The following is a 17,227-nucleotide window of genomic DNA, read 5'->3' as shown; positions in this document are numbered from 1 at the left end:
CGAGCTGCGCTCGGGACCTCCCCCATCGAGGGGAGGGTGGGGCGCTGCTTCCGGTTCTTCGCGCTTCAAAAATTCCGGCATGGCCTGCTCGGCCGCCGGCTTTAGCGCGTCCAGTGCTTCCCATTTGATCGGCGGCAGCGGGGCGGTCTCGTCGATCCGCTCCTCGACAACCTCTTTCTTGCCGAACGAAAATATCTTCTTGAAAAAACCAGCCATGCTTTGCGTTTCTCAGGCGGCGCGGGCCGCAAGGGGTGTCGCGATCAGCCGGATACCATCATGGCCCGATATGTCGGCCTCGACGATTTCGCCCGGCGCGCCCATGCCCAGCGCGGCAAGCGTGAACCCTTCGGTGCGGCCAAGGCCATCGCGTTCGATCAGGATCGACTGGCGCGTTCCGGCAAGCGAGGCCAGATGGCGCCGATAAGCCGCCTCGCCGGCGGCGCGCAGCCTTGCGGCGCGCTGCTTGACCACTTCGCGGCGCACCTGCGGCATGCGCGCGGCGGGCGTGCCTTCGCGCGGGCTGAACGGGAAGACGTGGAGATGGGTCAGGCCGCACTCCGCGACGATCTTCATCGAGTTCTCGAACATGTCGTCGGTCTCGGTCGGGAAACCGGCGATGATGTCGGCGCCGAAGACGATGTCCTTGCGCAGCCTGCGCACATCCTCGCAGAAGCGGATCGCCTGGTCTCTGCTGTGGCGACGCTTCATGCGTTTCAGGATCATGTCGTCACCCGACTGCAGCGACAGATGCAGATGCGGCATCAGCCGTGGTTCGGTGGCGATGGCGTCGAGCAATTCGTCGTCGGCCTCGATCGAATCGATCGAGGACAGCCGCAGGCGCTTCACGTCGGGCACCTGCTTCAGGATGGTTTTCACCAGTTTGCCGAGCTTCGGCGCGCCCGGCAGGTCGGCGCCAAAGGACGTCATGTCGACGCCGGTCAAAACGACCTCGGCATAGCCGTTGCCGGCAAGCCGCTTGACCTGCTCGACAACGGCGCCCATCGGCACTGAGCGCGAATTGCCGCGGCCGTAAGGGATGATGCAGAAGGTGCAGCGGTGGTCGCAGCCATTTTGCACCTGGACGAAGGCGCGTGCCCGGCCCTCGATGGCGTCGACCATATGGCCGGCGGTCTCGCGCACCGAAAAGATGTCGTTGACGCGGGCCTTCTCGGTGTCGTTGACGCCGAAATCCGGCAGCGCACGGTAGGAGTTCGCCTTCAGCTTCTCCTCATTGCCGAGAACGAGATCGACCTCGTCCATGGCCGTGAAATCCTGCGGCGTGGTCTGCGCGGCGCAGCCTGTGACGATGATGCGCGCGCGAGGGTTGTCGCGGCGGGCCTTGCGGATCGCCTGCTTGGCCTGGCGGACCGCCTCGCCGGTGACGGCGCAGGTATTGAAGATCACGGCGCCGCCGGCCAGCGCGCCGAGGCCGGCGCTTTCGGCCTCGCGGCGCATCACCTCGGATTCGTAGGTGTTCAGCCGGCAGCCGAAGGTCACCACGTCAATGCCATCGGAAGGGGGAGCCTCGGAGAGGGGGCCCTCGAAGACCGGGCTCTTGGACAGAGCCGACATCAGGCCGCGCTTTCGGTGTCGCGGGCCCAGGTGCCCGTGGACGGATCGAAGCTGCCGGAAAACTCCCATTCGGCCGCACCGGTCAGGATGACGTGGTCGTCGTCGCGCCATTCGACATGCAGCGTGCCGCCGCCGGGGGTCAGCAGGCTGACGCTGCGCCCGGTCCGCCTGGTGCGGGCCGCCGCCACCACGGCAGCGCAAGCCGCCGAGCCGCAGGCCTTGGTCAGGCCGGCGCCGCGCTCCCAGGTGCGGATGACCATGGTTTCGGGCGACGTCACCTGCGCGATGGTGATGTTGGCGCGCTCGGGGAAGATCGGGTGGTTTTCGAGCAGCGGGCCGAAGCGCTCGAGCTCATAGGACCAGACGTCGCGGTCGACCCAGAAGATGGCGTGCGGGTTGCCCATCGAGACGGCGGAGGGCGAATGCAGCACAGGCGCGTCGATCGGCCCGATCTGCAATTCGATCATGCGGGTGTCGCGGAATTCTTCGGCCAGCGGAATCTCCTGCCAGCCGAAACGCGGCATGCCCATATCGACCGAGATCAAGCCGTCGGCATGCTCTTCTGCATTGAGAATGCCGGCGCGGGTCTCAAAGGTGAACGTCTTCCGGCCGGTCTCGGCGGCAAGCGCCTGAACGACGCAACGCATGCCATTGCCGCAGGCCTGGGCGCCCGAGCCGTCGGAATTCAGGATGTCGACATAGTAGGCAGTGCCCGGCGTCTTCGCGTCATGGATCGCCATGATCTGGTCGAAGCGGGTCGCGGGATCGGCGTTGAGCGCGATCGCCGCCGCCGCCGTCACCCGGTCGGCACGGCCGCGCATATCGGCGACGATGATCTCGTTGCCGATGCCGTTCATCTTGGCGAAGGGGGCGATGCCTGCCATTTCTTGCGGTCATTCCATATCCGTTTGGCGCTATATGGCGGAAACGGGCGGGAATTACCAGTCTGCCGGCGTGTTCAGCCGCGCTGAAGGCGCCGGCCCTACGTCACCGCGAAGATGCCAAGCACCATCAGCAGGAAGATGATCAGAACGATGCCGATGAGGACGCGCGCGCCGGTGGCCGCGGCTCCAGCGAGCGCCGGCATGCCGAGCAGGCTCGCCGCGGCGGCGATGATGAGAAGAATGATGATCCATTTGATCATGGGGATGCCTCAGACGTCGGATTTTTGAAACCGTTTGAAAACGTCCTCATGGCATTTGGGTTCCAGGCTACGAAATTAGCCGGCGATCTCGATGTCGGTGCTGAACGGCGCCGTGTTGGTCGAATTCTCGTCATGCATGAGGAAGTCGCAGCGATATTTGCCGGGCGGCAGGCCATCAAGCGAGAGGTCCAGCTTGAAGAACAACTCGCGGTTGTGCGAGCGCGATGCGACTTGCACACGGCCAACCTTTTCCATCGTGCCCAGCGTTTGTCCCGCGGCGGAGACGACGGTGATGTCGACCGAAAGCGCAATGGAGCTGTTGCCGAGCCCGTCCGAGCCATAACCATAGCCGACGGGCTCCATGTAGAGCACGATCTTCTCGCCGGGCTTGTAGATGTGATTGGTGCGCTCGCTGTAGATGCCGAAGCCGGTGGCGCTGTCCACCTGCTTGACGTTCAGCACGCCAAGCGGCATCGCCTTCCAGAAGGCTTCCTCGGCGCTGTTGAATTTTTCCATCGCGCCGGGGCCATCCCCCGACTGGAGCAACTTCTCGGCCTCGGCGGCCCGGTCGCTGATTTCGCCCGCGAAAGCCGCCGGCGTGCAGATGGCGGTGGCGAGCAGGGCTGCCAGGACTGTTTTCACAAGACGCGTCTCCATTCCTTTGAGCCGGCATGGTGGGGTAAAACAGCCACGGCGTAAATGGCAATTGCCGATGCGCCTCAAGGCACATCCCAGACCTCGCCGGGCCGCAAGGCGCGAAAGCGCTCCCGCGAGATGCCTTGATCGTCCAGTGCTTCGGCCAGCTTGCGGACCGGCTCGTCGAACTGCTCGTCGGTGAGCTGAAAGGTGCCCCAGTGGCAACCCGCGGCCAAGGCGGCGTTGCACAAAAGCATGCCTTCCACCGCCTCCTCCGGGTTCTGGTGCTGCGGCGCCATGAACCAGCGCGGCTCATAGGCGCCGATCGGCAGGATGGCGAAGCGGAAGCCGCCATGCTTCCCGGCGATCAGCCGGTAGTTAATGCCTTCATGGAAGCCGGTGTCGCCGGCGAAATAGATCTTTCCGCCCGGTGTCTCGATAACGAAGCCGGCCCACAGCGCCATACGCCGGTCGCGGGCGCCGCGCGCCGACCAGTGATGCGCGGGTTCGACGTGAATGGCGGTGCCACCTTCAACGGCGATCCTGTCGCCCCAGTCATGCGCCGTCAGCCGCATGCCGGGCACGGCGGCGTTGATGATGGTGTCGTTGCCGAGCGGCGTCACCACCAGCGGGTCGTGCTTTTCCTTCAGCCGCTTCAGCGTGGCGAGGTCGAGATGGTCGTAATGGTTGTGGCTGACCAGCACGAGGTCGATCGGCGGCAGGTCGGCGAAAGCGATGCCCGGCGGACTGACGCGTTTGGGACCGGCGAAGGAAAACGGCGACGAGCGCTGCGACCAGACCGGATCGGTGAGGATGTTCAGGCCAACCGTTTGGATCAGCAATGTGGAATGGCCGACCATGGTGACCTTCAGATCGGAGCCTTCGACCCGTGCAGCCGGCCTTGCCCGCTGAAACGGGCTCGGCTGCGCCGCCGGCCATTTCGAGCGCCGGCCATTCAGCTTCCATCTCAGGAGATCGGCAAAGCGGCCAGGCGGCTTGCCATCGGGATTGAAGAAGAAAGTGCCGTCGAAATGGTCGCTGGCCGGGCCGCTGTAGTAGCGATTGGCGGCTCTCTTTCTCGCGATCAAATCTTTGCTCCGGCAGGATTCGCTCCCTGACATAGGTCCTGCCTGGCTTGGCGCAAGCGTTTGTCGGCCGAATGCCATCGGTCAGGGCGGCCGCGCATTTTTGGCGACACGCATTATGTGATAAATCTGCAACAAATCCTGCTGCAAACCCTATTTTAACCATATCGGGTTGAAATTTCGCCACCTTCTCCATTTTGGTGGAGGTGAGATTGCGCGGACGGCGTTCCCCCCAGCCGGATCCGACGGAGGTTGGTAATGAATTTTTCGAAAAGCGGCCTGGTGGCCGTATCCCTGGCTGCGCTTTTTGCAAGCGGCTGCACGACCTCGCGATTCTCGTCGATGGACGAACAGCAGCCGGCGCCGCTGCAGCCGGCGCCTTCCGGCCAGGTGACCTCCAACCAATTGCCGCCACCGGCTTCGCCCGGCACCACCGACCCGTCGCAGTTCCCGACCGCGCCGCAGAACACGCAGGTGGCTTCGCTGCCGCCGGACGGCTCCGCGCCGGCCGGTGCCGCGGACCTCAGCGCGGCAAGCGTCGCGGGCGTGTGGAATGCCAGCGTTTCCGGCCAGAGCTGCAAGATTGCGACGCCGCAGACCAAGTTCGGCGCCGGCTTCCGCGCCGGGCCGCTGCACTGTCCGGCGCCGATCGACGGCATCAAGTCGTGGAACGTCACCGGCAAGCAGCTGACGCTTTATGACGAGAATGGCGGCTCGCTGGCGCGGCTCTATTCCTCCGGCGGCTCGAAATTCGACGGCCAGACTTCCAACGGGCAGCCGATTTCGCTTACAAGGTAGCTAGATGTGCCGATATTCAGGTGATGCCGGCCTGCGAGCGGCGGCTTTCTGCGCTTCCGGTGCCCACGTACCCAAAAGTACGCTCCGCTCCGGTTCTCGAAAGCCGACATTCTCGGCTCGGCCTGACCTGAATCTCAACACACCTAGTCCTCCCCGGAGCATCCTGCTCTGAACAAACGACGTGACCGATGCATCTGCGTGACGGCCTCCAGACCCATGTGACCGTCAGGCAGCGCTACGACCATCTGGTGGAAACCGGCGTGATCGGGCGCGATGCGGCGCAAGAGAGAATCGTCGCCGCGCTCGACCGATTGATCGACGAGATCTCGGCCAAGCGGCTGGCGCAAAAATCCAGTGCGCTGGGCTGGCTGTTTGCCCGCAAGCGCGAGACGCATGCGGCCGTCAAGGGCCTCTACATCCATGGCGGTGTCGGCCGCGGCAAGACCATGCTGATGGACATGTTCTTCGAGCTGGTGCCGGTCAGGCGCAAGCGCCGCGTCCATTTCAACGACTTCATGGCCGAGGTGCAGGACCGCATCCAGAAGCACCGGCAGGCGCGCAAGAACGGCGACGTCAGGGAAGACGATCCGATCCCGCCCGTGGCCAAGGCGCTCGCCGAGCAGGCCTGGGTGTTGTGCTTCGACGAGTTCTCGGTCACCGACATCGCCGACGCGATGATCCTGTCCAGGCTGTTCTCGGCGCTGTTCACCAATGGCGTAGTGCTGGTCGCCACCTCGAACGTGGCGCCGGAAGACCTCTACAACGACGGGCTCAACCGCCAGCTCTTCCTGCCCTTCATCGGCATTCTGGAACGGCACGCGCAGGTGCTGTCGCTCGACAGCGACAAGGACTATCGACTGGAAAAGCTTGCCCGCACGCCGGTCTATGTCACGCCGGCCAATGCCGCGGCCGACCGGGCGCTCGACGAGGCCTGGCGGACGATGACGCGCGGCGCGCCGACAGCGGCGACATCGCTTACGCTGAAGGGACGGCAAGTGGTGGTGCCGGCCGCCGCCGGCGACGCGGCGCGGTTTTCCTTCGCCGACCTCTGCGAAAAACCGCTCGGCGCGCGCGATTTCCTGGCCATTGCCGGGCGCTTCTCGACCGTCTTCATCGATCACGTGCCGGTGCTGGGCGAAGGCAAGCGCAACGAAGCCAAGCGCTTCATCCTCTTGATCGACACGCTCTACGACCACCATGTCCGGCTGGTGGTGAGCGCCGAGGCGCCGCCGCAAGAGCTTTATGTGGCCAAGCGCGGTGTCGAGGTGTTCGAGTTCGAACGCACGGCGTCACGGCTTATCGAAATGCAAAGCCGCGACTGGCTGGAGGATTGGGCGGAGCGGCGGAAGGCGCGGACGATACCAGCGGAAGCGGGGCGGGCGCAGGCGTAGATATCAAAAGCCGGTCTGTCGCGTTCCGGAAGGTTGGCGAGGGCGCCGACCTCGTAGAAGTTTGGTCGGCTTGTCCGGATGGCGATGGATGACCGCCGCGCATTTGGCCGACGACAATGCCCTCGCCCAGGCCATGATCATGAAATGGCCCGATTGCGCGAGATAGCTAGCACGGGCCGCACCGGCTCGCCGAACACATCGGCCACCGACATCACAAGGGCGTCATCGCCGGGAAAGAGCCTTCTGATCTCGATCGTCATTGTGTAACTTCTCCCAAGTCGGCTTATAAAGTTTGACGTTTACGTAAGTCCCAACTGGTCTAACCGATTGAAAATGCTCGCTCCAAAATAATCGTTTGAATTTATCTTGCGCCGAGGCTATGGGTGCGGCGAAATCTCGCGGGTTCTCGCATCCTTCCGGCCTCTTCCTCGACGCCGTCATCAAGTCGTCAAAGATTTGGGCGCAGTCACAGACAAAGGGACATCATCCTCACATGGCACGCAACAAGATAGCGCTTATTGGCTCGGGCATGATCGGCGGCACGCTCGCCCATATGATCGGCCTCAAGGATCTCGGCGATGTGGTGCTGTTCGATATCGCCGAGGGCATTCCGCAGGGCAAGGGGCTCGATATCGCGCAGTCGTCGCCGGTCGATGGTTTTGACTCCCGGCTGACCGGCGTCAACGACTATGCCGGCATCGAGGGTGCCGATGTCTGCATCGTCACCGCCGGCGTGCCGCGCAAGCCGGGCATGAGCCGCGACGATCTGCTCGGCATCAACCTGAAGGTCATGGAACAGGTCGGCGCCGGCCTGAAGAAATACGCGCCGAAGGCCTTCGTCATCTGCATCACCAACCCGCTCGATGCCATGGTGTGGGCGCTGCAGAAGTTTTCCGGCCTGCCCAAGACCCATGTGGTGGGCATGGCCGGCGTGCTCGACTCGTCGCGCTTCCGATATTTCCTGGCGGAGGAATTCAAGGTCTCGGTCGAGGATGTCACCGCCTTCGTGCTGGGTGGCCATGGCGATTCCATGGTGCCGATGATCCGCTATTCGACGGTTGCAGGTATTCCGCTGCCCGACCTCGTCAAGATGGGCTGGACCTCGAAGGAGAAGCTCGACCAGATCGTGCAGCGCACCCGCGACGGCGGCGCCGAGATCGTCGGCCTGCTCAAGACCGGCTCGGCCTATTATGCGCCGGCGGCTTCGGCGATTTCGATGGCGGAAGCCTATCTCAAGGACAAGAAGCGCGTGCTGCCATGCGCGGCGCACCTCTCTGGCCAGTATGGCGTCAAGGGCACCTATGTCGGCGTTCCCGTGGTGATCGGCGCCGGCGGTGTCGAGCGCATCATCGAAATCGACCTGTCGAAGGCCGAGCAGAAGATGTTCGATAGCTCGGTGGCCGCGGTGCAGGGCCTGACCGAGGCCTGCGTCAAGATCGCGCCGCAACTCGCCTCGAAGTAAACCCCGCCAAAACGATCTGGAGACAGTTCCCCATGAACATCCATGAATATCAGGGCAAGGCGCTGCTGAAGAGCTTTGGCGCGCCGGTGGCCGAAGGCGTGCCGGTGTTCAAGGCGAGCGAGGCGGAAGCCGCGGCACAGGCGCTGCCCGGCCCGCTCTATGTGGTAAAGAGCCAGATCCATGCCGGCGGCCGCGGCAAGGGCAAGTTCAAGGAGCTCGGGCCCGATGCCAAGGGCGGCGTGCGGCTGGCGAAGTCGGTGGCCGAAGTGGTCGCTAACGCCAATGAGATGCTCGGCCACACGCTGGTGACCAAGCAGACCGGCCCGGCCGGCAAGCAGGTCAACCGGCTCTATATCGAGGACGGCGCGGACATCGAGCGCGAGCTCTATCTGTCCATTCTGGTCGACCGCTCGGTCGGTCGGATCGCCTTCGTCGTCTCGACCGAGGGCGGCATGGACATCGAGGCGGTCGCGCATGACACGCCGGAGAAGATCATTACCGTCGCCATCGATCCCGAAAAGGGCGTGACGGCGGACGACATCGAGAAGCTGAACGGCGCTTTGAAGCTCGACGGCGACGCGGCCAGCGATGGCGGCACACTGTTCCCGATCCTCTACAAGGCATTCGTCGAGAAGGACATGAGCCTGCTCGAGGTCAATCCGCTGATCGTCATGAAGAACGGCCGGCTGCGCGTGCTCGACGCCAAGGTGTCGTTCGACAACAACGCGCTGTTCCGCCATCCCGACCTGATGGAGCTGCGCGACACCACCGAAGAGGACGAGAAGGAGATCGAGGCGTCGAAATACGACCTCGCCTATGTCGCGCTCGACGGCAATATCGGCTGCATGGTCAACGGCGCCGGCCTTGCCATGGCGACGATGGACATCATCAAGCTCTACGGCGCTGAGCCGGCTAATTTCCTCGATGTCGGCGGCGGCGCGTCGAAGGAGAAGGTGACGGCGGCGTTCAAGATCATCACCAAGGATCCGGCCGTCGAGGGCATCCTGATCAACATCTTCGGCGGCATCATGAAGTGCGACATCATCGCCGAGGGCGTGATCGCCGCGGTCAAGGAAGTCGGGCTTAAGGTGCCGCTGGTGGTGCGCCTGGAAGGCACCAATGCCGAGCTCGGCAAGAAGATCATCAACGACAGCGGCCTCAACGTCGTCTCCGCCGATGATCTCGACGACGCGGCCAAGAAGATCGTCAAGGCGGTGAAGGGCTGAGCGGATGCCTCCGCGCAAGATAAACCTGGTCGAGGCGGCGGACCGGAAGATCAGCAAGGTCTTCGATCCGCACATTGCCGGCGACGTCAATGACAGCCAGGCGAAGGTCGCCAAGTTCGGCGAGATGTTCGACTGGCATGCCCATGAGAATGAGGACGAGGCCTTTCTCGTGCTGCGCGGCCGGATCGCTATCGATTTTCGCGATGGTCCGGTCGAGCTTGGCGAGGGCGATTTCATCGTCGTGCCGCGCGGCGTGGAGCACCGGCCGCGTTCGCTGACCGTGGAGCCTGTGGTGCTGATGTTCGAGCCGACGACGACGCTCAACACCGGGAATGCCAAGAGCGATCTCACCGTCACCGACCTGAAGCGGCTGTGAGGAACTTGCGATGGCCACACAGTTACACATATACTGTGTGGCATTCGCGGGAGAAACGAAATGAAGAATATCACCCTGGCAGTCGAGGACGAGATTCTGGAGCAGGTCAAGCTGACGGCCGCCGAACAGCGAACGACCGTCAACGGCATGGTGCGGGAGTTTTTCGCGACAGTGGCGGCGAAGCGGCGCGCCACGGACGAGGCACGGCAAGCCCTTCTGCGGCTCGCTCGCGAGGCGGCTGGAGATGCGGCGGGAGATATGGGCAGCAAAAAGTGGAACCGGGAAGATCTCTATGACCGCTGACTGCTTCCTGGACACAAACGTTCTCGTCTATGCCGCCATCGGACACAAATCCGAGCGTGCGAAGTATGAACGCGCCGTGGAATTGATCGCCAAGGAAGACTATTCGACCTCCGCGCAGGTGCTGCAGGAGTTCTACGTGAATGTGACCAAACGAGCGGAGGTCGTCCTCGCGCCAGCGAAGGCGGCCGAGTGGGTCGCTGCGATTTCGATGAAGCCCTGCCAGGATCTGGACAGCGCCGTTGTGATGCGAGGCATCGAGAATTCGCAACGGTACCAGATTTCCTATTGGGACGGCGCAATCATCGCCGCGGCCGAACGCCTCGGCGTCAAGGTACTTTACACCGAAGATCTCAATCACGGGCAGACTTACGGTTCCGTGGTCGCCGTCAACCCCTTCCGTACTCACTGATCAGGTCGCAAAAATGTCCATTCTCGTCGACAAGAACACCAAGGTTCTCGTGCAGGGCCTGACCGGCAAGACCGGCACGTTCCACACCGAACAGGCGCTGGCCTATCACGGCACCAAAATGGTCGGCGGCATCCATCCCAAGAAAGGTGGCGAGACCTGGACCGGCTCGAAGGGCGAAAGCCTGCCGATCTTCGCCACGGTTGCCGAAGGCAAGGAAAGGACCGGCGCCAATGCGTCCGTCGTTTATGTGCCGCCGGCGGGTGCTGCCGAAGCCATCATCGAAGCCATCGAGGCCGAGATCCCGCTCATCGTCTGCATCACCGAAGGCATTCCGGTGATGGACATGATCAAGGTCAAGGCGCGGCTCGACCGCTCGGCCTCACGGCTGATCGGCCCGAACTGCCCGGGCGTGCTCACCCCCGACGAATGCAAGATCGGCATCATGCCCGGAAACATCTTCCGCAAGGGTTCGGTCGGCGTTGTTTCGCGCTCGGGAACGCTTACCTATGAAGCTGTGTTCCAGACCACCAATGTCGGCCTCGGCCAGACCACCGCCGTCGGCATCGGCGGCGACCCTGTCAAGGGCACCGAGTTCATCGACGTGCTCGAGATGTTCCTTGCCGACGACGAGACCAAGTCGATCATCATGATCGGCGAGATCGGCGGTTCGGCCGAGGAAGACGCCGCACAGTTCCTCAAGGACGAAGCCAAGCGTGGCCGCGGCAAGCCGATGGCCGGCTTCATCGCCGGGCGCACGGCGCCGGCCGGCCGCACCATGGGCCATGCGGGCGCGGTCATCTCCGGCGGCAAGGGCGGCGCGGAAGACAAGATCGCGGCGATGGAATCGGCCGGCATAAAAGTTTCGCCGTCGCCGGCACGGCTCGGCACGACGCTGGTGGAAGCCATCAAGGGTTAAGACCGTGGGCAGTTGAGCTTTCGAGTGCCGGTGAGCAGGACATGGAAGACGAGAAGCGCATCATCGTTTGCATACCTGGCCCGTGGGAAGGCAAGTCGGCCTTCGTGCGTGCTGTTGCGAAGGCGTCGATGCATTCAGAGGATTATGCCGCCGCCGGGATGGTCATGATGCATGGCCCGAGCAAAGCTGCGTTCGAGTTTGATTTCTGCGATCGCGACGAGGACATGACGAGAGCCTTCGCAAGCGCAGGGCTCGCCAATGGGCTCGGTAAGGATGTCATCGAAAAGATCGACTCGCATAAGAGCGTCGTCTACCTGCTTTCCACCGCCCCTCAAACGAAGGAAACATCGATTTCCATCGCGAAGGCGGCAGCTCATCTGGTCAAGGCCGGCGGTCTTGGTGTGAAAATCGAAACGGCTGGCAAGGCGTTCTCAGCGGATCAATGGCTTGAACGGACAAGCGGTGGTTTTGTTGAGATATATGAGTTGATGGTTCTGGATTCCGTCACGGACGGTACCACGACCTACAGCTGCGGCCTGCGTAATCTGGGGCTTTGGGACGCTATCGTTTCAGGTGACGAGTTTCAGTCTGCCGTGAAGTTGCTTCGCGGCTTCAACATGTATCAACTTTACGAAAGCCCCGAGCTTTTGGCTGGTCAGACGTTTGGGCTGGAAGCAGGAGCGCCGCGATATCGTTTGAGTGTGGAAACGCAGCAGCCCGACGCGGAACACAATCTACATACAAACCCTTTTGGCATGTGGCGGTTTAGCCGTGTTTTGGCGCATTAGGGATAGGGAGAACGGAGCAGAGCTCCGCTAGGCAAAATGGCACGACAAGATCAAACCAACGACCAATTTTCGCTCACCTCTTTCCTCTATGGCGGCAACGCCGACTATATCGACGCGCTCTACGCGGCGTATGAGGACGATCCCGCCTCGGTCAATCCCGAATGGCAGGAGTTCTTCGCCGGGCTGAAGGACGATGCCGGCGACGTGCGCAAGAACGCCAAGGGCGCGTCCTGGGCAAAGCCTTCCTGGCCGCTGCAGGCCAATGGCGAACTGGTGTCGGCGCTCGATGGCAATTGGGGCATCGTCGAAAAGCACCTGGAAAAGAAGGTCAAGGACAAGGCGGTCACCAATGGCGTCGTGCTGTCCGACGCCGACGTGCACCAGGCAACGCGCGATTCGGTGCGCGCCATCATGATGATCCGCGCCTTCCGCATGCGCGGCCATCTGCACGCCAATCTCGACCCGCTCGGCATCGCCAAGCCGCTCGAGGATTATAACGAGCTGTCGCCGGAGAATTACGGCTTCACCGCAGCCGATTACGATCGGCCGATCTTCCTCGACAATGTGCTCGGGCTCGAATTCGGCACCATCCGGCAGATGCTGGAAATCCTGACTCGCACCTATTGCTCGACGCTGGGCGTCGAGTTCATGCACATCTCCGATCCCGAGGAGAAGGCCTGGATCCAGGCGCGCATCGAGGGCGCCGACAAGGAAATCTCGTTCACCGCCGCCGGCAAGAAGGCGATCCTGTCGAAGCTGGTCGAGGCGGAAGGCTTTGAACAATTCATCGACGTCAAGTACAAGGGCACCAAGCGCTTCGGCCTCGACGGCGGTGAATCGCTGATCCCGGCGCTGGAGCAGATCGTCAAGCGCGGTGGCCAGCTCGGCTTGAAGGAAATCGTGCTCGGCATGGCCCATCGTGGCCGCCTCAACGTGCTCTCCCAGGTTATGGCAAAGCCGCACCGCGCCATCTTCCACGAGTTCAAGGGCGGTTCGGCCGCCCCCGACGAGGTCGAGGGCTCGGGCGACGTCAAGTACCATCTCGGCGCCTCCTCGGACCGCGAGTTCGACGGCAACAAGGTGCATCTGTCACTGACCGCCAACCCGTCGCACCTGGAAATCGTCGACCCGGTGGTGATGGGCAAGGCGCGCGCCAAGCAGGACTATTTGTTCGCCCGTGGCCGCGAGGAGATCGTGCCGCTGGAGGAACGGGCCAAGGTGCTGCCGCTCCTGCTGCATGGCGACGCCGCCTTCGCAGGCCAGGGCGTGATCGCCGAAATCCTCGGCCTGTCCGGCCTGCGCGGTCACCGCGTCGCAGGCACGCTGCATTTCATCATCAACAACCAGATCGGCTTCACCACCAATCCGCGCTTCTCGCGCTCGTCGCCCTATCCGTCAGACGTGGCCAAGATGATCGAGGCGCCGATCTTCCACGTCAATGGCGACGACCCGGAAGCCGTGGTCCATGCCACCAAGGTGGCGATCGAATTCCGCATGAAGTTCCATAAGCCGGTGGTCGTGGACATGTTCTGCTACCGCCGCTTCGGCCATAATGAGGGTGACGAACCGGCCTTCACGCAGCCGATCATGTACCGCAACATCCGCACCCACAAGACGACGGTGCAGATCTACGCCGACCGCCTGATCGCCGAAGGCCACATCACCCAGGCCGAATTCGACAAGATGAAAGCCGACTGGCGCGCGCATCTGGAATCCGAATGGGAAGTCGGCCAGCACTACAAGCCCAACAAGGCCGACTGGCTGGACGGCGCCTGGTCGGGCCTGCGCACGGCCGACAACCAGGATGAGCAAAGGCGCGGCAAGACCGCCGTGCCGGTCAAGACGCTGAAGGAAATCGGCAAGAAGCTGACCGAGGTGCCGAAGGGTTTCGAGGCGCACAAGACGATCATCCGCTTCCTCGAGAATCGCCGCGAGGCGATCGAGTCCGGCGAAGGCATCGACTGGTCGACGGCCGAGGCGCTGGCTTTCGGCGCCATCCTGCTGGACGGCAATCCGATCCGCCTGTCGGGGCAGGATTCTGAACGCGGCACCTTCTCGCAGCGCCATTCCGTGCTCTACGACCAGCGCGACGAGACCCGCTATATCCCGCTGAACAATCTGTCGGCGGCGCAAGCCGGCTATGAAGTCATCAATTCGATGCTGTCGGAAGAGGCGGTGCTGGGCTTCGAATATGGCTATAGCCTGGCCGAGCCGAAGGCGCTGACCCTGTGGGAAGCGCAGTTCGGCGACTTCGCCAATGGCGCCCAGGTGGTGTTCGACCAGTTCATCTCGTCGGGCGAGCGCAAGTGGCTCAGAATGTCGGGCCTCGTCTGCCTGCTGCCGCATGGGTATGAAGGCCAGGGCCCGGAACATTCCTCGGCCAGGCTGGAGCGCTTCCTGCAGCTTTGCGCCGAAGACAACATGCAGGTGGCGAATTGTACGACGCCGGCTAACTACTTCCACATATTGCGCCGGCAGCTGAAGCGCGACTTCCGCAAGCCGCTGATCCTGATGACGCCGAAGTCGCTGCTGCGCCACAAGCGGGCAGTGTCGACGCTGCCGGAAATGTCGGGCGAAAGCTCGTTCCACCGGCTGTTGTGGGATGACGCCCAGCTGTTGCCCAACCAGGCGATCAAGCTGGTCAAGGACAGCAAGATCCGCCGCGTCGTGCTGTGTTCGGGCAAGGTCTATTACGACCTCTACGAGGAGCGCGAGAAGCGCGGCATCAACGACATCTACCTGCTGCGCGTCGAACAGCTCTATCCGTTCCCGGCCAAGGCGCTGATCACCGAATTGTCGCGCTTCCGCAATGCCGAGATGGTGTGGTGCCAGGAGGAGCCCAAGAACATGGGCGCCTGGTCGTTCATCGACCCGTATCTGGAATGGGTGCTGGCGCATATCGACGCCAAGCACCAGCGGGTGCGCTACACCGGCCGCCCGGCGGCCGCGTCGCCGGCGACCGGATTGATGTCGAAGCACCTTGCCCAGCTCGCCGCCTTGCTCGAAGACGCGCTTGGCGAATAGAACTCAGGAACAACGGACAGGCACAATGGCTACCGAAATCCGCGTCCCCACTCTCGGCGAATCCGTCACCGAGGCGACCATCGGCAAATGGTTCAAGAAGGTCGGCGATGCCATTGCCGTCGACGAGCCGCTGGTCGAACTCGAAACCGACAAGGTGACGGTCGAGGTTCCGGCCGCTGCCGCCGGCACGCTGGGCGAAATCACCGTCAAGGAAGGCGAGACGGTCGGCGTCGGCGCATTGCTGGGCTCGATTTCGGTTGGAGGCGCGGCCGCGCCGGCGGCCAAGCCGCAGGCGGTGGCGCAGGCGTCGAGCCCCGACGCGGCGCAGACCACCAAGCAGGCCGCCGCCGAGACCGCCAAGATCGCCGGCGATGCCGGCCCGGTCGAGCCTCGCACCATGCCGCCGGCGCCGGCGGCTGCGAAATTGATCGCCGAGAACAATCTGTCGGTCGACCAGCTTTCCGGCTCGGGCAAGCGCGGCCAGGTGCTGAAGGGCGATGTTCTCGACGCCATCTCCAAGGGTGCGCCATCGCAGCCGGCCGAGACGCCGAAGGCGGTGCCTGCTCCGGTGGCTCCGGCCGCTGCCCGCGCCCCATCCTCGGGTGACGACGCGTCACGCGAGGAGCGCGTGCGCATGACCAAGCTGCGCCAGACCATCGCGCGCCGGCTCAAGGAAGCGCAGTCGACCGCCGCCATGCTCACCACCTTCAACGAGGTCGACATGAGCGCGGTGATGGCGCTCAGGACCAAGTACAAGGACGTGTTCGAGAAGAAGCACGGTGTGAAACTCGGCTTCATGGGCTTCTTCACCAAGGCCGTCACCCACGCGCTGAAGGAAATCCCGGCGGTCAACGCCGAGATCGACGGCACCGACATCATCTACAAGAATTTTGCGCATGTCGGCGTCGCCGTCGGCACCGAAAAGGGCCTCGTGGTTCCGGTCGTGCGCGATGCCGACCAGATGTCCATCGCCGAGATCGAGAAGGAGATCGGCCGGCTGGGTATCGCCGCGCGCGACGGCAAGCTGTCGGTCGCGGATATGCAGGGCGGTACGTTCACGATCTCCAACGGTGGCGTTTACGGGTCGCTGATGTCGACGCCGATCCTCAATGCGCCGCAATCCGGCATCCTCGGCATGCACAAGATCCAGGACCGGCCGGTCGTGGTCGGCGGCCAGATCGTGATCCGGCCGATGATGTACCTGGCGCTCAGCTATGATCACCGTATCGTCGACGGCAAGGAAGCGGTGACCTTCCTGGTGCGGGTCAAGGAAAGCCTGGAGGATCCGGAACGGCTGGTGCTCGATCTGTGATCGGAGCTGATCCGCAATGGGCAGCTGGGTAGAGGAGTTAGGGTTCAGGCTAGGCCGTGCGCTGCGGATGTTGCGGCGTGAGCCCTGGACTTCCATGACCATGCCGACCGCGCCGGCCGAATGGAATCCGGCGCAAGCGAGCAGCAATCTCGGCCTCTTCGACCTGAGCGAAGCGCAAATGGCGGAGCGAGAGATAACCGTCACTGCGATCGGGGAGCTGGATTTGCCGACAGGCGAAATCATTGCCTGCGATCCGCTGACTACCGGAATCGACTGGCCAGCATTGAGCCGTAAGATCAAACCGGGGCGCTACCCGGTCTCGCTGCTTGAGGCACAAGGCCGTGTTGCTGCGGCAGTCCTGCGTTTCCGGCCCGGCAAGCCAATTCGCTGGGAACTGGCAACCTTGCCCGGCCAGGACGCATCGACTTTGAAGGGCGACGAGGTATTTGGCTATCCCGTCGATGCCGGCCTTGGTTCGTTCATGGACAAGATGGCGATGGCGTTGATGTCGGATCGGCGAGACAAACTTGAGGCCGACCAGAATTACTATGACGACGTGCTGGCGACCGAGTTCGCGCCCAACCAGGACCGGTTCGTCATGCACTATCCGGTTGCTGGTAACCCGCTCAATGTTGCGATGTTCTGGAGTGGTTGGGGTGATGGGATCTATCCGTCTTTCTGGGGATTGAATGCGGCCGGCGAGCCGTTGCTTTTGATGACGGATTTCGGCGTGCTGGAAAACGCCGACGGCCGCGAAAGCCAGTAGGCCGCCTAATGCTGCGCGA

At 63.1% G+C, this 17,227-nt stretch carries 18 protein-coding genes and 1 pseudogene; 12 read left to right on the top strand and 7 right to left on the bottom strand.

Translation table 11 applies throughout. The features are described 5' to 3' along the window. The 6 genes and pseudogenes from FJ934_RS24025 to FJ934_RS24000 all read right to left on the bottom strand — a co-directional run. Positions 1-216, bottom strand: a pseudogene (locus FJ934_RS24025) (signal recognition particle-docking protein FtsY); the annotation flags it as partial. A 12-nt stretch (positions 217-228) separates the two neighbouring features. After that, the gene (gene mtaB, locus FJ934_RS24020; protein WP_181165746.1) at positions 229-1,575 is read right to left on the bottom strand and encodes a tRNA (N(6)-L-threonylcarbamoyladenosine(37)-C(2))-methylthiotransferase MtaB; all 1,347 of its coding nucleotides are present in this window, start codon (positions 1,573-1,575) and stop codon (positions 229-231) included. Next, entirely contained in the window at positions 1,572-2,456 is an 885-nt protein-coding gene (gene dapF / locus FJ934_RS24015) for a diaminopimelate epimerase (RefSeq protein ID WP_140612912.1), read from the bottom strand. Before dapF ends, mtaB begins: the two co-directional genes overlap by 4 nt. Positions 2,457-2,554: 98 nt before the next feature. Continuing rightward, positions 2,555-2,716 carry a DUF1328 family protein gene (locus FJ934_RS24010; protein ID WP_140612911.1) on the bottom strand — a complete coding sequence of 54 codons (162 nt, stop codon included), beginning with the start codon at positions 2,714-2,716 and terminating at the stop codon, positions 2,555-2,557. Between the two features lie 75 nt (positions 2,717-2,791). After that, a complete protein-coding gene (locus FJ934_RS24005) occupies positions 2,792-3,358 on the bottom strand; it encodes a hypothetical protein (protein WP_140612910.1) in 567 nt (188 codons plus the stop codon). 77 nt (positions 3,359-3,435) lie between these two features. Next, complete coding sequence (locus FJ934_RS24000; protein ID WP_140612909.1) at positions 3,436-4,440, bottom strand: MBL fold metallo-hydrolase; 1,005 nt, start codon at positions 4,438-4,440, stop codon at positions 3,436-3,438. Positions 4,441-4,695: 255 nt separating this feature from the next. On the opposite strand from FJ934_RS24000, the gene FJ934_RS23995 reads away from it, so the two are divergent. Both FJ934_RS23995 and zapE read left to right on the top strand, forming a co-directional pair. Continuing rightward, the gene (locus tag FJ934_RS23995) at positions 4,696-5,235 is read left to right on the top strand and encodes a protease inhibitor Inh/omp19 family protein (RefSeq protein ID WP_140612908.1); all 540 of its coding nucleotides are present in this window, start codon (positions 4,696-4,698) and stop codon (positions 5,233-5,235) included. A gap of 188 nt (positions 5,236-5,423) precedes the next feature. Then, positions 5,424-6,626, top strand: a complete 1,203-nt coding sequence (gene zapE, locus FJ934_RS23990) for a cell division protein ZapE (RefSeq protein ID WP_140612907.1) — start codon at positions 5,424-5,426, stop codon at positions 6,624-6,626. A gap of 137 nt (positions 6,627-6,763) precedes the next feature. Here zapE and FJ934_RS28720 read toward each other — a convergent pair whose 3' ends face one another. Beyond that, positions 6,764-6,886 carry a hypothetical protein gene (locus FJ934_RS28720; protein WP_281407628.1) on the bottom strand — a complete coding sequence of 41 codons (123 nt, stop codon included), beginning with the start codon at positions 6,884-6,886 and terminating at the stop codon, positions 6,764-6,766. A 233-nt stretch (positions 6,887-7,119) separates the two neighbouring features. Between FJ934_RS28720 and mdh the strand changes: the two genes are divergently transcribed. From mdh to FJ934_RS23935, 10 genes are all read left to right on the top strand, one after another. Next, positions 7,120-8,088, top strand: coding sequence for a malate dehydrogenase (gene mdh, locus FJ934_RS23980; RefSeq protein WP_140612906.1), 969 nt, complete (start codon positions 7,120-7,122; stop codon positions 8,086-8,088). A 32-nt stretch (positions 8,089-8,120) separates the two neighbouring features. Next, positions 8,121-9,314, top strand: coding sequence for an ADP-forming succinate--CoA ligase subunit beta (gene sucC / locus FJ934_RS23975; RefSeq protein WP_140612905.1), 1,194 nt, complete (start codon positions 8,121-8,123; stop codon positions 9,312-9,314). 4 nt (positions 9,315-9,318) lie between these two features. Beyond that, complete coding sequence (locus tag FJ934_RS23970; protein WP_140612904.1) at positions 9,319-9,690, top strand: cupin domain-containing protein; 372 nt, start codon at positions 9,319-9,321, stop codon at positions 9,688-9,690. A gap of 60 nt (positions 9,691-9,750) precedes the next feature. Beyond that, positions 9,751-9,993, top strand: coding sequence for a hypothetical protein (locus FJ934_RS23965; RefSeq protein ID WP_140612903.1), 243 nt, complete (start codon positions 9,751-9,753; stop codon positions 9,991-9,993). Continuing rightward, positions 9,983-10,402 (top strand): PIN domain-containing protein, encoded by a 420-nt coding sequence (locus FJ934_RS23960; RefSeq protein WP_140612902.1) that lies wholly within the window; start codon positions 9,983-9,985, stop codon positions 10,400-10,402. The genes FJ934_RS23965 and FJ934_RS23960 overlap by 11 nt, the downstream gene beginning before the upstream one ends. Positions 10,403-10,415: 13 nt before the next feature. Continuing rightward, positions 10,416-11,318, top strand: a complete 903-nt coding sequence (gene sucD / locus FJ934_RS23955) for a succinate--CoA ligase subunit alpha (protein WP_140612901.1) — start codon at positions 10,416-10,418, stop codon at positions 11,316-11,318. A 41-nt stretch (positions 11,319-11,359) separates the two neighbouring features. Beyond that, a complete protein-coding gene (locus tag FJ934_RS23950; protein ID WP_140612900.1) occupies positions 11,360-12,106 on the top strand; it encodes a hypothetical protein in 747 nt (248 codons plus the stop codon). 36 nt (positions 12,107-12,142) lie between these two features. Next, the gene (locus FJ934_RS23945; RefSeq protein ID WP_140612899.1) at positions 12,143-15,130 is read left to right on the top strand and encodes a 2-oxoglutarate dehydrogenase E1 component; all 2,988 of its coding nucleotides are present in this window, start codon (positions 12,143-12,145) and stop codon (positions 15,128-15,130) included. Between the two features lie 25 nt (positions 15,131-15,155). Further along, positions 15,156-16,442 (top strand): 2-oxoglutarate dehydrogenase complex dihydrolipoyllysine-residue succinyltransferase, encoded by a 1,287-nt coding sequence (odhB, locus tag FJ934_RS23940; RefSeq protein ID WP_140612898.1) that lies wholly within the window; start codon positions 15,156-15,158, stop codon positions 16,440-16,442. A 94-nt stretch (positions 16,443-16,536) separates the two neighbouring features. Then, positions 16,537-17,208: a DUF4241 domain-containing protein gene (locus tag FJ934_RS23935; RefSeq protein ID WP_246671615.1), complete on the top strand. Its 672-nt coding sequence runs from the start codon at positions 16,537-16,539 to the stop codon at positions 17,206-17,208. The last annotated feature ends 19 nt before the right edge of the window (positions 17,209-17,227 follow it).

This window comes from Mesorhizobium sp. B2-4-12, assembly GCF_006441575.1.
In the GTDB taxonomy this organism is placed as follows: domain Bacteria; phylum Pseudomonadota; class Alphaproteobacteria; order Rhizobiales; family Rhizobiaceae; genus Mesorhizobium.
This window is presented reverse-complemented; position numbering and strand designations above follow the sequence as displayed.

Bases quoted from the DNA above. Each gene is read 5' to 3' on its own strand.
- odhB (WP_140612898.1), top strand. From the start codon at position 15,156: ATGGCTACCGAAATCCGCGTCCCCACTCTCGGCGAATCCGTCACCGAG.
- FJ934_RS28720 (WP_281407628.1), bottom strand. From the start codon at position 6,886: ATGACGATCGAGATCAGAAGGCTCTTTCCCGGCGATGACGCCCTTGTG.
- FJ934_RS23945 (WP_140612899.1), top strand. From the start codon at position 12,143: ATGGCACGACAAGATCAAACCAACGACCAATTTTCGCTCACCTCTTTC.
- sucC (WP_140612905.1), top strand. From the start codon at position 8,121: ATGAACATCCATGAATATCAGGGCAAGGCGCTGCTGAAGAGCTTTGGC.
- dapF (WP_140612912.1), bottom strand. From the start codon at position 2,456: ATGGCAGGCATCGCCCCCTTCGCCAAGATGAACGGCATCGGCAACGAG.
- FJ934_RS23970 (WP_140612904.1), top strand. From the start codon at position 9,319: ATGCCTCCGCGCAAGATAAACCTGGTCGAGGCGGCGGACCGGAAGATC.
- sucD (WP_140612901.1), top strand. From the start codon at position 10,416: ATGTCCATTCTCGTCGACAAGAACACCAAGGTTCTCGTGCAGGGCCTG.
- FJ934_RS23995 (WP_140612908.1), top strand. From the start codon at position 4,696: ATGAATTTTTCGAAAAGCGGCCTGGTGGCCGTATCCCTGGCTGCGCTT.
- FJ934_RS23965 (WP_140612903.1), top strand. From the start codon at position 9,751: ATGAAGAATATCACCCTGGCAGTCGAGGACGAGATTCTGGAGCAGGTC.
- FJ934_RS24010 (WP_140612911.1), bottom strand. From the start codon at position 2,716: ATGATCAAATGGATCATCATTCTTCTCATCATCGCCGCCGCGGCGAGC.
- zapE (WP_140612907.1), top strand. From the start codon at position 5,424: ATGCATCTGCGTGACGGCCTCCAGACCCATGTGACCGTCAGGCAGCGC.
- FJ934_RS23950 (WP_140612900.1), top strand. From the start codon at position 11,360: ATGGAAGACGAGAAGCGCATCATCGTTTGCATACCTGGCCCGTGGGAA.
- FJ934_RS23935 (WP_246671615.1), top strand. From the start codon at position 16,537: ATGACCATGCCGACCGCGCCGGCCGAATGGAATCCGGCGCAAGCGAGC.
- mdh (WP_140612906.1), top strand. From the start codon at position 7,120: ATGGCACGCAACAAGATAGCGCTTATTGGCTCGGGCATGATCGGCGGC.
- FJ934_RS23960 (WP_140612902.1), top strand. From the start codon at position 9,983: ATGACCGCTGACTGCTTCCTGGACACAAACGTTCTCGTCTATGCCGCC.